13 protein-coding genes are annotated in these 15,222 nt (G+C 55.4%); 1 reads left to right on the top strand and 12 read right to left on the bottom strand.

Features of this window, described 5'->3' with window-relative positions; all coding sequences use genetic code 11:
- Positions 1-87: 87 nt before the first annotated feature.
- Entirely contained in the window at positions 88-1,362 is a 1,275-nt protein-coding gene (locus ACN9MQ_RS01925) for an MFS transporter (protein WP_032681875.1), read from the top strand.
- A gap of 67 nt (positions 1,363-1,429) precedes the next feature.
- On the opposite strand, the gene rlmB is transcribed toward ACN9MQ_RS01925, so the two are convergent.
- The 12 genes from rlmB to amiB all read right to left on the bottom strand — a co-directional run bounded on the left by rlmB (position 1,430) and on the right by amiB (position 15,216).
- A complete protein-coding gene (rlmB, locus tag ACN9MQ_RS01920) occupies positions 1,430-2,164 on the bottom strand; it encodes a 23S rRNA (guanosine(2251)-2'-O)-methyltransferase RlmB (RefSeq protein ID WP_014168319.1) in 735 nt (244 codons plus the stop codon).
- Between the two features lie 69 nt (positions 2,165-2,233).
- On the bottom strand, positions 2,234-4,675 hold the full coding sequence (gene rnr, locus ACN9MQ_RS01915) for a ribonuclease R (RefSeq protein ID WP_041162388.1): 2,442 nt from the start codon (positions 4,673-4,675) through the stop codon (positions 2,234-2,236).
- 38 nt (positions 4,676-4,713) lie between these two features.
- Positions 4,714-5,139: a nitric oxide-sensing transcriptional repressor NsrR gene (nsrR, locus tag ACN9MQ_RS01910; RefSeq protein WP_014168317.1), complete on the bottom strand. Its 426-nt coding sequence runs from the start codon at positions 5,137-5,139 to the stop codon at positions 4,714-4,716.
- Positions 5,140-5,331: 192 nt separating this feature from the next.
- Positions 5,332-6,630, bottom strand: coding sequence for an adenylosuccinate synthase (locus tag ACN9MQ_RS01905; RefSeq protein ID WP_025206256.1), 1,299 nt, complete (start codon positions 6,628-6,630; stop codon positions 5,332-5,334).
- 104 nt (positions 6,631-6,734) lie between these two features.
- Complete coding sequence (locus ACN9MQ_RS01900; protein ID WP_014168315.1) at positions 6,735-6,932, bottom strand: DUF2065 domain-containing protein; 198 nt, start codon at positions 6,930-6,932, stop codon at positions 6,735-6,737.
- Between the two features lie 71 nt (positions 6,933-7,003).
- On the bottom strand, positions 7,004-8,008 hold the full coding sequence (gene hflC, locus ACN9MQ_RS01895) for a protease modulator HflC (protein ID WP_014168314.1): 1,005 nt from the start codon (positions 8,006-8,008) through the stop codon (positions 7,004-7,006).
- Positions 8,009-8,010: 2 nt separating this feature from the next.
- Positions 8,011-9,273 carry an FtsH protease activity modulator HflK gene (gene hflK / locus ACN9MQ_RS01890; RefSeq protein WP_014168313.1) on the bottom strand — a complete coding sequence of 421 codons (1,263 nt, stop codon included), beginning with the start codon at positions 9,271-9,273 and terminating at the stop codon, positions 8,011-8,013.
- 56 nt (positions 9,274-9,329) lie between these two features.
- Positions 9,330-10,610, bottom strand: coding sequence for a ribosome rescue GTPase HflX (gene hflX / locus ACN9MQ_RS01885; RefSeq protein WP_426021257.1), 1,281 nt, complete (start codon positions 10,608-10,610; stop codon positions 9,330-9,332).
- Positions 10,611-10,684: 74 nt separating this feature from the next.
- Positions 10,685-10,996: an RNA chaperone Hfq gene (gene hfq / locus ACN9MQ_RS01880; protein WP_014168311.1), complete on the bottom strand. Its 312-nt coding sequence runs from the start codon at positions 10,994-10,996 to the stop codon at positions 10,685-10,687.
- A gap of 85 nt (positions 10,997-11,081) precedes the next feature.
- Positions 11,082-12,032 carry a tRNA (adenosine(37)-N6)-dimethylallyltransferase MiaA gene (gene miaA, locus ACN9MQ_RS01875; RefSeq protein ID WP_014168310.1) on the bottom strand — a complete coding sequence of 317 codons (951 nt, stop codon included), beginning with the start codon at positions 12,030-12,032 and terminating at the stop codon, positions 11,082-11,084.
- Positions 12,025-13,869: a DNA mismatch repair endonuclease MutL gene (gene mutL / locus ACN9MQ_RS01870; RefSeq protein WP_416436122.1), complete on the bottom strand. Its 1,845-nt coding sequence runs from the start codon at positions 13,867-13,869 to the stop codon at positions 12,025-12,027. Before mutL ends, miaA begins: the two co-directional genes overlap by 8 nt.
- Positions 13,870-13,878: 9 nt before the next feature.
- Positions 13,879-15,216: an N-acetylmuramoyl-L-alanine amidase AmiB gene (gene amiB / locus ACN9MQ_RS01865; protein ID WP_014168308.1), complete on the bottom strand. Its 1,338-nt coding sequence runs from the start codon at positions 15,214-15,216 to the stop codon at positions 13,879-13,881.
- Positions 15,217-15,222 lie beyond the last annotated feature (6 nt).

Here is a 15,222-nt window from a genome sequence, read left to right as displayed (position 1 = left end):
ATAGCTCACAGAACATAAGAATAAACTATTTCGCGCATTCACTTTTGTTGAATAATTTATTCTTACCCCCTTTCAGTGAGGAACGTTATGCAACCGGACGCGCACAAGCGTGCATTAATTGCAGGCTCCATTGGTAACTTTATCGAGTGGTATGAGTTTGCGGTCTATGGTTTTCTGGCGACCGTAATTGCGAAGAACTTCTTCCAGCTTGAGGGGGACGCGGGGCTGACCAGCCTGATCCTTACCTATGCTTCCTTTGCCATCGCCTTCTTCTTCCGCCCGCTGGGCGCGGTGGTGTTTGGCAGAATAGGTGACCGGATAGGCCGAAAACCGACGCTGATTATTGTACTGGTGCTGATGACGCTGGCTACAGCCGCAATCGGTATTGTGCCGGTCTATGCCAGCATCGGTATTGCCGCCCCGCTGATTATCACGCTGCTGCGCATCCTGCAGGGATTGTTCGCCGGTGGTGAGTATGGTGGCGCTGTCTCGCTGATGACCGAGTTTGCCCCACGCGGCAAGCGGGGCCTCTACGGTGCATGGCAGTCATTTACCGTCGCGCTGGGCCTGTTAGCAGGCGCTGGCATTGTCGCACTGCTCTCCGCCCTTCTGACACCGGAAGCCCTGCATGACTGGGGCTGGCGCATCCCGTTCTTCCTGGCATTACCGATGGGCGTGGTGGCGCTGTGGCTGCGGGTGAGTATGGAAGAGACGCCAAGCTTTGTGCAACAGCAGGAAAAGCCGGTTGCCACTCAGGCTGATACCGTTGCCACGCTCAACGCCATTGCGATGGGCATTGGCCGGGTGATGGTCTGGTCAGCGGCGGGTTATACCTATCTGGTGATTATGCCCACCTATCTGCAGTCGGCGCTGCATACCGGGTTTAATCAGGCGCTGTTGATTGCGGTGATTTCGAATATCGGTTTTGCGCTGACGATTATTCCGTCCGGGATCCTGAGCGACAAAATCGGACGCCGCACGGTGATGATCGTCGCCACCACGTTGCTGCTGCTCCTTGCCCTGCCGCTGCTGAAGGTTTTACAGGCGGAGTCCAGCACGCTGGCCATCAAAGCGCTGGTGGTGCTGATTGCGGGTGGTCTGGTGGGGATGCTGGCAGGTCCCGGGCCGGCGATGCTCTCAGAGATGTTCCCGACGCGCGTACGGTATACCGGGCTTGGGCTGGCTTATTCCCTGTCGAACGCCCTTTTCTCGGGCTGTGCGGGGCTGATTATTACCGGGCTGATTAAAGAGACGGGCAACCTGGATATTCCGGCTTATTACGTCATGGCGACGGCGGTAGTGAGTATCTTCGCGCTAATGACGCTCAGGAAGGATGACCATTTGCGGTCACTGGAGGAGTGAGTTTTTCACCGTCTGGTGACTCTCCCACAGAAAATACGAAAGGCCGTCCTCAGGACGGCCTTGCTGTTTATTCCCCGCGCTGACGTACCGCTTCAAACAGGCAGATACCTGTTGCCACGGAGACGTTCAGAGACGACACGCTGCCCGCCATTGGAATGCTGATCAGCTCATCGCAATGCTCACGGGTCAGACGGCGCATACCTTCGCCCTCAGCACCCATCACCAGGGCCAGACGGCCGGTCATCTTGCTCTGATACAGAGTATGATCCGCTTCACCCGCGGTACCGACGATCCAGATATTCTCTTCCTGCAGCATACGCATGGTGCGCGCCAGGTTGGTGACGCGGATCAGCGGTACGTTTTCCGCTGCGCCACAGGCCACTTTCTTCGCCGTCGCGTTAAGCTGTGCAGAGCGATCCCTCGGCACGATAACCGCATGAACACCTGCCGCATCTGCGCTTCGCAGACATGCGCCAAGGTTGTGCGGGTCGGTCACGCCGTCAAGGATCAGGAAGAATGGATTTTCCAGCCCGGCGATAAGATCCGGCAGATCGTTTTCCTGATACTGACGACCTGGCTTAACGCGGGCAATAATGCCCTGGTGAACGGCACCTTCACTTTTCTCATCCAGGAACTGGCGGTTCGCCAGCTGGATCACGACACCTTGTGCTTCCAGGGCGTGGATCAGCGGCATCAGACGTTTGTCTTCACGCCCTTTCAGAATAAACACTTCCTGAAAACGCTCCGGTGCGCGCTCCAGCAGGGCCTGCACCGCGTGGATGCCGTAAATCATTTCACTCATTGATGGTTCTCGTTCTGTCTTTTCTTTTCCCTCTCTCCGCAGGAGAGAGGGTCAGGTTGAGGGGGAGAATTACTCCGCCTGCTGTTTCTTCGCTGCGCGCTTTGCCCTGGTGGCAGCCGCAATTTTCTGCGTTTTGGTGGACGGCTTTTTCGCCTTCCGGGCCTCTTTCTTTGCGGCCTTCGGCTTCTGTTTCTTCTCACCGCGGAACGCGCTGTCTGGCTCGAAGTTTACCTTCTTACCCGCCTGACGACGTTTGCCACCGCTGTTGCCGTTGCCCCCTTTTTTCGTCTTTTCACGCGCCGTTTTACCCACATTACGCGGGGCACGCTCGCTGGAGATCAGGCTAAAGTCGATTTTACGGTCGTCCATATTAACGGCTTCGACCTTCACTTCCACGCGATCGCCAAGACGATAGGTCTGGCCGCCAGATTCACCAATCAGGCGCTGCCCGACCTGGTCGAAACGGTAATAGTCGTTATCCAGGCTGGAGACATGCACCAGACCGTCGATAAACAGTTCATCCAGACGGACGAAGAAACCAAAGCCGGTGACGCTGGCAATCACGCCTTTAAAGACGTTACCCACCTGGTCCAGCATAAAGTCACACTTCAGCCAGTCTGCCACGTCGCGCGTCGCTTCATCTGCACGACGTTCGGCCATGGAACAGTGCTGACCGAGTTGCAGCATCTCTTCCATTGAATAATGGTAGCCACCGGTTTCGGTCGTATTACCTTTATGACCCTGCTCCTGCGCCAGCAGATACTTGATCGCGCGGTGCAGGGAAAGGTCCGGATAACGACGGATCGGCGAGGTAAAGTGGGCGTAAGACTGCAGCGCCAGACCGAAGTGACCGCGGTTTTCCGGATCGTAAATCGCCTGCTTCATGGAACGCAGCAGCATGGTCTGCAGCATTTCTGCATCCGGGCGATCGCCAATCGACTCCAGCAATTCAGCGTAATCACGCGGCTCTGGCTTGTTACCGCCAGGCAGTTCCAGACCCAGTTCAGCCAGCACGGAGCGGAACGCAGTGATGGCTTCGGTCGACGGTTTATCGTGAATACGGAACAGCGCAGGTTCTTTGGCTTTCTCAACGAAACGTGCCGCCGAGATGTTTGCCAGAATCATACACTCTTCAATCAGCTTATGGGCATCGTTACGCTGGGTCTGCTCAATACGTTCAATGCGGCGTTCAGCGTTAAAGATGAACTTCGCCTCTTCGCTCTCAAACGAGATCCCGCCGCGCTCTTCACGCGCCTGATCCAGCGTTTTGTAGAGGTTATGCAGCTCTTCGATGTGTTTCACCAGCGGCGCATACTGCTCACGCAGATCCTGATCGCCCTGCAGCATATGCCAGACCTTGGTGTAGGTCAGGCGCGCATGGGAGCTCATTACCGCTTCGTAGAATTTGTAACCCGTTAAGCGCCCTTTGGTGGAGATGGTCATCTCGCAGACCATGCACAGGCGGTCAACCTGCGGGTTCAGGGAGCACAGGCCGTTAGACAAGACTTCCGGCAGCATCGGGATTACCTGCGATGGGAAGTAGACCGACGTTCCACGGCTGCGCGCTTCGTTATCCAGCGGAGTATGCGGGCGCACGTAATAGCTTACGTCAGCGATGGCAACCCACAGACGCCAGCCGCCGCCGCGTTTTTTCTCGCAATAAACGGCATCATCGAAGTCGCGGGCATCTTCACCATCAATAGTCACCAGCGGCAGATCGCGCAGATCCACGCGGCCCACTTTGGACTCTTCCGGCACGTCTTCTTTCAGGCCGACAACCTGCTCTTCAACCGCTTTCGGCCAGACGTAAGGAATTTCATGAGTACGCAGCGCCATATCAACGGCCATGCCGGTGCCCATGTTATCGCCTAACACTTCGACGATTTTCCCGACCGCCTTGGTGCGGCGGGTAGGACGCTGGGTGAGTTCAACCACCACCACAAAGCCCATACGGGCGCCCATCACCTCTTCAGGCGGGATCAGGATATCGAAGCTCAGGCGGCTGTCGTCCGGCACCACAAAGCCCACGCCAGCGTCGGTAAAGTAGCGGCCAACAATCTGGCTTGTTTTAGGGACCAGGACACGCACCACGCGCGCTTCGCGTCGACCTTTACGGTCCGCGCCCAGCGGCTGCGCCAGGATCTGGTCACCGTGAATGCACATCTTCATCTGCTCAGAGGAAAGATAAAGATCGTCTTTACGGCCTTCTACGCGCAGGAAGCCATAGCCATCACGGTGGCCGATGACGGTGCCTTTCAGCAGGTCAAGACGTTCGGGAAGCGCATAGCACTGACGGCGGGTAAAGACCAGTTGCCCGTCGCGCTCCATCGCGCGCAGGCGGCGGCGAAGGGCTTCAATTTGCTCTTCACCTTCAATGTTTAATTCAACGGCAAGTTCTTCACGATTGGCGGGTTTTTCGCGTTTTGTTAAGTGTTCAATGATGAACTCGCGGCTGGGGATAGGATTCGCGTATTTTTCGGCTTCGCGTTCCTGGAAAGGATCATGTGACATATCGGTTCCTCCGTTGTCAGCTCCGGTGGAAATTTTCTTCATTCCACCAGCAATAATTTATAAAGTGGTTGATTCTCTTCAACCAAATCGGCCAGCGTGTAGTTATCCAGTTCCTTGAGAAAACTTTGCACGGCCAGAGAAAGTGCCTGTTTAAGGCGACAAGCGGGCGTAATGTGGCAGAACGCGCTGCTGCAGTTCACCAGAGACAACGGCTCCAGTTCACGTACCACATCCCCAACACGAATACTCTGCGCCGGTTTACCGAGACGGATCCCACCATTCTTCCCGCGGACGGCAGCAACGTATCCGGCACGACTAAGTTGATTGATTATTTTGACCATATGATTACGGGACACACCGTATACCTCTGTAACCTCAGAGATACTGGTCATTTTCCCATCGGGTAACGACGCCATGTAAATCAGCGCGCGTAAGCCGTAATCGGTGAAACTTGTTAACTGCACATCAACCTCAGGAAAAAGGGAAAACGCGGATAAACCGCACAGATATTCATTAATGATGATAAACCAGCCAGATAGTAAGCGGCTAATTTATTTGACAGACGGGGCGAAAAAGCGGAGATCGAGGAGCGTTCGCCGGATGGCGCGACGCGTATCCAGCCTGCGGGTTGTCCCGCAGGCCAGCAGTCACGAAGATTATGCGTCGAACGGGTCGCGCAGGATCATCGTTTCAGTACGATCAGGGCCGGTAGAGATAATGTCGATCGGCACTTCGGTCAGTTCTTCAATACGCTTGATGTAATTCAGTGCTGCCTGCGGCAGACCGCTACGCTCTTTCACACCGAACGTCGTTTCAGACCAGCCTGGCATGGTTTCGTAGATTGGCTCGATGCCTTTCCAGTCATCCGCAGCCAGCGGAGTGGTGGTCACTTCGCGACCATCAGGCATACGGTAGCCTACGCAGAGTTTCACCTCTTTCAGACCGTCCAGCACGTCCAGTTTGGTCAGGCAGAAGCCAGACAGGGAGTTAATCTGTACTGCGCGACGCACGGCTACCACGTCCAGCCAGCCGGTACGACGACGACGACCGGTGGTCGCGCCAAACTCGTTACCCTGCTTGCACAGGAACTCGCCGGTTTCATCAAACAGCTCAGTCGGGAATGGACCCGCACCCACGCGAGTGGAGTAAGCTTTGATGATGCCCAGAACGTAATCCACATAACGTGGACCCAGACCAGAACCGGTCGCAACGCCACCTGCGGTGGTGTTAGAGGAGGTAACGTACGGATAGGTACCGTGGTCGATGTCCAGCAGTGTACCCTGCGCACCTTCGAACATGACGAAATCGCCACGCTTGCGCGCCTGGTCCAGCAGATCGGACACATCAACAACCATACCGGTCAGAATGTCAGCAATCGCCATGACGTCATCCAGCACTTTCTGGTAGTCAACAGCGTCAGCTTTATAGAAGTTCACCAGCTGGAAGTTGTGATATTCCATCACTTCTTTCAGTTTTTCAGCGAACGTCTCTTTATCAAACAGATCGCCCACGCGCAGACCGCGACGAGCAACTTTGTCTTCATAAGCCGGGCCGATACCACGACCGGTCGTGCCGATCGCTTTCGCGCCACGCGCTTTTTCACGCGCTACGTCCAGCGCCACGTGATAATCAAGGATCAGCGGGCAGGCTTCGGAGAGCAGCAGACGCTCGCGAACGGGGATACCACGGTCTTCCAGACCTTTCATCTCTTTCATCAGAGCAGCCGGAGACAGCACAACGCCGTTACCGATGATGCTGGTGACGTTTTCGCGAAGAATGCCTGATGGAATAAGATGGAGGACGGTTTTTTCACCGTTGATTACGAGAGTATGGCCTGCGTTGTGACCGCCCTGGTAGCGTACAACATATTTAGCCCGTTCAGTCAGAAGATCAACAATCTTCCCTTTACCTTCGTCACCCCATTGGGTGCCCAGTACGACGACGTTGTTACCCATTTTTTTCAAAATCACCGTTTGCTTAAAAATGGATTCTACCATCGCTTTTTCAGATATACAGCACTTTTTGACCTCAAAATACGCCAAACCAGATTACTTTTTGATCAGCCAATCGTTTTCCTCAACATGTAGTAGATAACGATGCCGGCAACCACAAGTCCGCCCCCAAATCGACGCAAAATATTATCCGGCAACTGGCTCAGAGAGGCTATCATCCGACGCCATGCACGCGGATAAAGCATCGGTCCAAGGCCTTCCAGCACCAGAACCAGAGCCAGCGCAAGCCAAATCGTTGAATTCATTTTTCATCCTTATAAAAGAAAACCACCGCTCCGTTGAGAGCGGTGGTTTGAATACTCAAACTGGCCTGAGTTTATCGCGTTGCGTTAGCCGGCGTCTTCATGTAACGGAAGAAATCGCTGTCCGGGCTGAGCACCATCACATCCTGGTTGCTCTGGAAGCTGTTCTCGTAAGCACGCAGGCTACGGATAAAGGCGTAGAAGTCGGGATCCTGGCTGAAGGCATCGGCAAACAGTTTTGCCGCTTCGGCATCCCCTTCACCGCGCAGAATACGGCCCTGACGCTCAGATTCTGCCAGCGTCTTGGTCACTTCGTAATCCGCTGCCGCACGCAGTTTCTCCGCCTCTTCCTGACCTTGTGAACGATGACGACGGGCTACCGCTTCACGCTCGGCGCGCATACGGTTGTAAATCGCCTCGGACACTTCCGCTGGCAGGTTGATCTGCTTGATACGGACATCGACCACTTCGATACCCAGAGCAGCCATACTGTTCGGGTTGATCACCGGCACTTTGCCGTTGGTTTCAGCCTGAACGCGTTCTGCCGCTTTGGCAATGGCATCATCCGCTGCCGGGGTGGTGACTTCGTCTTCGGTTCCTGCAGAACCAGAGTTCAGCGCATCACGCACTTCCAGCGTCAGACGACCACGGGAGTCGGTGACGATGTCTTTCACATCCAGACGACCAATCTCAGAGCGCAGACGGTCAGAGAACTTACGTTTCAACAGCACTTCCGCCTGAGAAACGTCGCCACCGCCCGTTGCCAGGTAGTAGCGGCTGAAATCACTGATACGCCATTTGATGTAGGAATCAACGATCAGGTCTTTCTTCTCTTTGGTCACGAAACGGTCGGCCTGGTTATCCATGGTCTGGATACGGGCGTCGAGCGTTTTCACCGATTCAATCAGTGGCATTTTAAAGTGCAGGCCCGGCTCAAACACCAGCGGCTTGTTCTCGCTGTCGCGCAGAACTTTACCAAAACGCAGAGTAATTCCACGCTCGCCCTCTTTCACCACAAAGATAGAGGTATAAAGCACGACCAATACGATGATGATGATCGCAATAACTGACTTACGCATCCTTATTCCCCCTGACGCTGGTAGTCGTTACGCTGCGCGTTAGCACGGCGTTGGTCCATAATGTCACCATCGTTCGAAGAAGGCGTGGTTGTGGCGCTTGAGCTACCGGATGCCGCAGGTGGCAGACGCAGCAGGTTGTTGGCACCGCTGGTATCCGCCTTTGCCGCCGGCGCCGAACCGCCTTTCAGCATCTGATCCAACGGCAGCACCATCAGGTTTCCACCTTTGCTGTCGTTAACCAGTACCTTACGCGTATGGCTCAGCACTTTTTCCATGGTCTCAATATAAAGACGTTCACGGGTAATCTCCGGAGCCGCTTTATATTCTGGCAAAATCTTCGCGAAACGCGCCACTTCACCCTGAGCTTCCAGGACGGTCTGAGTTTTATACGCACGCGCTTCTTCAAGAATACGCTGCGCCTGACCGTTAGCACGTGGCTGAACTTCGTTGGTGTACGCTTCCGCTTCACGGATGTACTGTTGTTCGTTTTCACGGGCAGCAATCGCGTCATCAAACGCGGCCTTCACCTCTTCCGGCGGACGAGCAGCCTGGAAGTTGACGTCCAGCAGGGTGATACCCATGTTGTACGGGCGAATGGTCTCCTCCAGCTCACGCTGGGTATCGCTACGAATAACGGTACGACCTTCGGTCAGAATGCGGTCCATGGTGTATTTACCGATCACACCGCGCAGCGCACTGTCTGTGGCCTGGCGCAGACTGTCATCTGCACTGGTCACGCTAAACAGGTAGTGCTGCGGATCGGTGACGCGGTACTGGACGTTCATCTCAACGCGCACAACGTTCTCGTCGGAGGTCAGCATCACGCCGGAGGCCGCCAGTTCACGCACAGACTCCACGTTCACCGCGGTCACGTCGTCAATGAAAGTCGGTTTCCAGTTCAGACCTGGCTCAACCAGATGGCTGAACTTACCGAAACGGGTGACCACACCGCGTTCCGCTTCTTTAATGGTGTAGAACCCGCTGGCAGCCCAGATGATCACCACGGCAGCGGCAACAATGCCCACCACGCGGCCCCCTAACTGCGGGCGCGGCCCCTGAGTGGAACCTCCACCAGAGCCAGAACCTTTACCTCCGCCAAGGCCACCAAGCTTCTTGCTTAGCTTGCGGAAGATATCATCCAGATCCGGCGGCCCCTGCTCGCGACCACCTTTGTTGCCATTTCCCCCAGAGTTGCCGCCTTGATTATTGCTGCTTCCCCACGGGTCGCGGTCTTGTCCGTTATTACCGGGCTGATTCCACGCCATGTATATGCTCCATATTTGTTATGCAAGGGCGAATTATTCAGGCATCCCCTTTCTGATCAGACGATATAGTCGACCAGCGCAGGTTCTTGTTTACAGAGGCGACGCCAGTCAACGATCGGCAAACGCACCTGCATCCCCACGCTGCCGTCATCCTCCATCCACTCTTTTTCTATCGCCTGAAGCTGATAAAACCGGCTGCGCAGCCTGCCTTCCTGTGGCGGCAATCGCAGCGTGTGCTGGGCTACCTCACCGGAAAGACGTTCTGTCAAAGCCTGGAAAAGCAGTGGCACACCAATACCGGTCTGAGCGGAAAGCCAGACCCGAATCGGTTTGTTCTCTTCATCTCGGTCGATACGCGGCTCAAAATCCTCCAGCATATCGATCTTGTTCATCACCAACAGCGTTGGGATGTCGTCGGCGTCGATCTCGTCGAGCACCACGTTTACCGCGTCGATGTTCTCCTGCAAGCGAACGTCTGCAGCATCAATGACGTGCAGCAGCAGGGTCGCCTGACGCGTCTCCTGCAGGGTGGCTTTAAACGCAGCCACCAGGTCATGCGGCAGGTGACGGATAAACCCTACGGTATCCGCCAGCACCGTTTCACCGACGTCGGCGACGTCAATACGACGCAATGTGGGGTCCAGGGTCGCAAACAGCTGGTCTGCGGCATAAACCTGGGCCTCAGTAATCTGGTTAAACAGGGTGGATTTACCGGCGTTGGTATACCCCACCAGCGACACCGTCGGGATGTCAGCTTTTGATCGCGCCCGACGTCCTTGCTCACGCTGTTTTTCAACGCGTTCCAGACGTGAAAGGATCTGGGTAATACGGCCACGCAACAGACGGCGGTCGGTTTCAAGCTGGGTCTCACCCGGACCGCGCAAACCAATCCCGCCCTTTTGTCTTTCAAGGTGGGTCCAGCCACGCACAAGCCGCGTTGCCAGATGGCGCAACTGCGCCAGCTCAACCTGCAGCTTACCTTCGTGAGTACGCGCACGTTGAGCGAAAATATCTAAAATCAAACCCGTGCGATCGATAACACGGCATTCGCAAAGACGTTCCAGGTTACGTTCCTGAGCCGGAGACAGCGCATGATCAAACAACACGACTGACGCGCCGGTTGCTTTTACGGCATCCGCAATTTCAACTGCTTTACCTTCACCAACAAAATACTTTGGGTGCGGCGCTTTACGGCTACCGGTAATCACCTGCATTGCTTCGACACCGGCGGAAGAGACCAGAGATTCAAACTCCTGGAGGTCTTCCATATCTTTGTCTTGCGTAAAATAGAGGTGTACCAGCACCGCCTGCTCACCGGCATCATAACGGTCAAACAAGCGTAAATTCCTCAAAAAAGATCAGCGGGGAACGCAGGATCCCTGGCTCCCCGTGTGGATAACAGCCTGAAACCTTATTCGGTATCTTCGCTGTCCTGCGCAGGAGAAGAAGAACCCTGCGCGCTGCTGCCATGATGGTAGTTACTACCCGTGCCGCCGCCAGTGTTATTGCTGTGATGGGATACCGGACGAGACGGAACAACTGTAGAAATAGCGTGCTTATAGACCATCTGACTGACCGTGTTTTTCAACAGGATCACGAACTGATCGAAAGATTCAATCTGACCTTGCAGCTTAATACCATTCACCAAATAAATAGAAACTGGAACACGTTCCCGACGCAATGCGTTCAGGAACGGATCTTGTAAAGATTGCCCCTTAGCCATTCTATCTTTTCCTTATATGCTTGTTTTGTACTTAGAACCTTGCGATTCTGAAAAATTGCGCACGATACGACTCAATTGTACACATTCAGTGAGCGATATCACCAACAACCTCAATCACTTCGTTTAACGCCTGTTGCGGTTTTTCACTGTCTAACCAGTGAACACCGTCCCAACCGCGCAACCAGGTGATCTGGCGCTTCGCTAACTGTCTCGTGGCGCAAACACCTCGATAAACCATTTCATCATATGAAATCTCGCCTTCAAGATATGACCACATCTGGCGGTATCCCACACAACGAACGGAAGGCATATCCGTATGCAAATCTCCACGGGCAAATAGCGCCCGCACTTCTGCTTCAAAATCTGAAGCTAACATCTGATGAAAACGCTGCTCAATTCGTTGATGGAGCAGTTCACGGCTCGCCGGGGCGATGGCGAACTGATGCACCTGATACGGCAGAGCGTCTCCTGACGTTTGCGTCAGTTCCGTTAAAGTTTTACCCGAAATGAAAAAAACTTCCAGTGCCCGGGAAAGCCTTTGCGGATCATTTGGATGGATCCGTGCTGCGGCAACCGGGTCAATCTCGGCCAGTTGCTTATGCAAAACGTCCCATCCCTGCTCTGCCGCCTGCTGCTCAATTTTTGCTCTTACTTCCGGATCCGCTGATGGCAGAGGTGAAAGCCCCTCCAGCAACGCCTTGAAATAAAGCATGGTTCCGCCAACCAACAGCGGTATACGTCCCGCCGCCGTTATCTCGGCCATCTCGGCTAACGCATCGCGGCGGAAATCCGCTGCGGAGTATGCCTGAGCCGGGTCGAGAATATCCAGCAAACGATGCGGTGCCGCACGCAGTTCGTCTGCGTCAGGCTTCGCCGTGCCGATGTCCATCCCTCGGTAGATAAGGGCAGAATCGACACTAATCAACTCTACAGGCAAAACTTTACGCAACTCAATGGCCAGTGCCGTTTTGCCGGAGGCCGTAGGGCCCATTAAAAAAATCGCCTTTGGCAGGCTCGCCTTGCTTACGTCAATCATGTTTCAGGGCATTCATCGCCGTTTGTAAATCAACAGGTTGTAATAACCCACCTGGCGGTGTCTTCACCAGATGCGGACAAAGGCGTTCAACCTCCGCCAGCACGCTAATGGCCTGCGCCATACTCCACGGCGTATGTTCGCTTGCCAGATGGCGGGCGATCCACTGCGCGGTGTTGGCGGCATCAAACGACGTTTGCTGCGCCAGGTAGCCTATCAGTTCAGGAATCAAGTTTTGTAAATTTTGTTGGCGTAAGGGTAAAGGCACTGCGCGAATGGTCACATGTTGTGGTTCGAGCACCATTTCAATGCCCATCTGCGCCAACAGGGCCTCTGCGCGACGCAGTACCCCTGTTTCTTCAGGGGATATTTTTAGCCGAACGGGGATCAGCAGCGGTTGTGCACAGGCCGCGTTTTCACCCGGAGTAAGTTGCACTTGTTTAAGCCAGCGTTCCGCCACCGGCAATGCCAGAAGCATCACGTGGCCTTCGCGCTCCAGCAGCGCCATATCCGGTGCAATAATCGTCAGAACCCGGCCAAAACTCTGGCTGTGGCCATCCAGCGAAGGCGCTGGCACCCCGACAGGCGCTTTGCGCTCCACCGCGGGAGTTTCCAGCAATTTGCGGTACAACGCTCCCTGCTGTTTTTGATAGCCAGGCTGGGCATTCGGATAGTTCGCTCCCGTTGGGCGCGGTGTGCTACCCGCAGCAGAGAAACGCGGGGCATCCGGCTCACGCGCCACGGCAGGTTCAGCAAAATGGTTCCGGCCCGCTGCAACACGGTTTTCCGGAAACGCGCGCGGGGCGGGTTCTTCTTTTTCCAGCGGCAGCGTCGGTTCAGCCTGCTGTTGCAATACGCTCAACACGCCCTGATAGATAAAATCATGCACCAGACGTGACTGGTGGAACCGTACTTCATGCTTGGCAGGATGGACGTTAACGTCCACCTGGTGAGGATCGATTTCTAGATAGAGCACAAACGCGGGTTGCTGATCTGCGCCCAGTTTATCTTCACAGGCCTGACGAATGGCGTGGTTGATGAGGCGGTCACGCATCATGCGGCCGTTCACGTAGCAATACTGGATCTCAGCGAAGGCGGCGCTGCTCGCGTTGGGGTCAGCCACCCAGCCGCGCATGGCCAGATCGCCATGCTGCCACTCAATGGCCAGCGCGTGCTCTAGGAACGGTACGCCGCAGATAGCGCCCAAGCGGCGCTCTTTTTGCCCACCTTCCGCCACAGCGCGGTACTGGCGCATGACTTTGCCGTTATGGCTAAGGTTAATGGTCACGTCAAACCGCGCCAGGGCAATGCGACGAATGATCTCATCGATATGCCCAAACTCGGTTTTTTCGGTACGCATAAACTTGCGTCGGGCGGGGGTGTTATAAAACAGATCCAGCACTTCCAGCGTCGTACCGACCGGATGCGCCGCTGGTTTAATCGTCACGTCCATATCACGCCCTTCGGCGTACGCCTGCCAGGCTTCCTGCTGTTCAGCGGTACGGGAGGTGAGCGTGAGACGGGAAACGGAGCTGATACTGGCCAGCGCTTCCCCGCGAAAACCGAGGCTGATGATCGCTTCCAGGTCATCAAGAGAGGCAATTTTACTGGTGGCATGACGCGCCAGCGCTAACGCCAGCTCGTCTTTTTTAATTCCACAGCCGTTGTCACGAATGCGAATCAGCTTTGCGCCGCCGCGTTCGATATCAATATCAATGCGGGTGGCCCCCGCATCAAGGCTGTTTTCTACCAGCTCCTTCACCACCGATGCAGGGCGCTCCACCACCTCACCGGCGGCGATTTGGTTCGCGAGCTGCGGCGGTAGAACCTGAATCGGCATGAATTCTCCTTAGTTGGTCGCGGTCATCTCACCTGGCTGCGCTGCGCTGGCCGTCTGGGCGGCACCGCCCTGTGGCGCGGACTGCAGCGGATGCGCATCAAAGTATTTACGCAGACCGTTATAGATCGCTTCGGCAATTTGCTGCTGATAGCTGTCGCTGCCCAGCAGGCGTTCTTCAGCGTTATTACTGATAAAGCCTGTTTCCACCAGAATCGATGGAATATCCGGCGATCGCAGAACGCCCAGGCTCGCATGCTCCGGACGGCGCTTGTGCAATGACCCGATGCCCTGCAGCTGGTTCAATACATTTGTGGCGACATCATACCCGACGCGTTGGGAATGACCGAATTGTAAATCCAGCACCGCCTGGCTGAGATACGGATCGGCCTGGCTGTTTGCCAGCACATCACCCGCGCCACCTAACAGTTCGGACTGTTTCTCATGCTCTTCAAGCCAGTTTGCCATTTCACTGTTCGCCCGACGGTTTGACAGCACCCACACTGAGGCTCCCGTGGCGTTACGGTTTGGCGCGGCATCCGCATGAATGGACACCAGGAAATTGGCATTTTGCTTACGTGCCACATCCGAGCGGCCCATCACCGAGATAAAGTAATCGCCGTCGCGCGTCAGCACGCCTTTAAACATAGGGTCGTCATTTAGCAGCGTCCGCAGCTTACGGGCAACCGCGATGGTGACATTTTTCTCCCGCGTACCGCCCGGGCCAATTGCGCCGGGATCCTGACCGCCGTGCCCCGCATCAATGGCGATAATCACTTTATCACCGCTGACCGCGCGACGTGCGCTGGCCGCCGGCCGCGTCACGGTATTGCTGCTGGTAACGCTGGTAATGCGGTCGCTGTCCGTTTTAAACGGATTACGTGCCGGTTCGGATGGGCGCGGGGTATATACCGGCTCTTCCACGCGTTTCGCCACCACCGGTGGAGGCGGAGGCGGCGGAGGGGCGTCAGCGTTGATGGTAAAGACCACCGTATAATTCGCACCGTTTTGCTGCTTAACCGCTCTGGTTTTACCCTTTTCGGTTAGGTCGACCACCAGACGCAATGACTGGCTATCTTTTGGCGAGCCGGAACGAATGCTTTTAACCAGATTATTGCCGCTGAACTGGAGCGGTAACCCCTGGATAACCCCGGTTTGTTTGATATCCAGCGCCACGCTGTGGCTGTCTGGCTGTGAAAAAGCATATTCCGGATCGCCCATAAAGCTGAACGTGATCCTGGCCTGGCTTTCGCCGTTCGACACCTGAATATCCGAGAGGCTTGCCGCCCCGGCTTGCGCGCACAGCAGCACCGTGGCAGCCAATAACCAACCTTTAACGCGACTAATCATCCCGTC

Origin of the sequence: Enterobacter sp. R-25, assembly GCF_049913205.1 — a bacterium.
Lineage (GTDB): Bacteria > Pseudomonadota > Gammaproteobacteria > Enterobacterales > Enterobacteriaceae > Enterobacter > Enterobacter ludwigii.
This window is presented reverse-complemented; position numbering and strand designations above follow the sequence as displayed.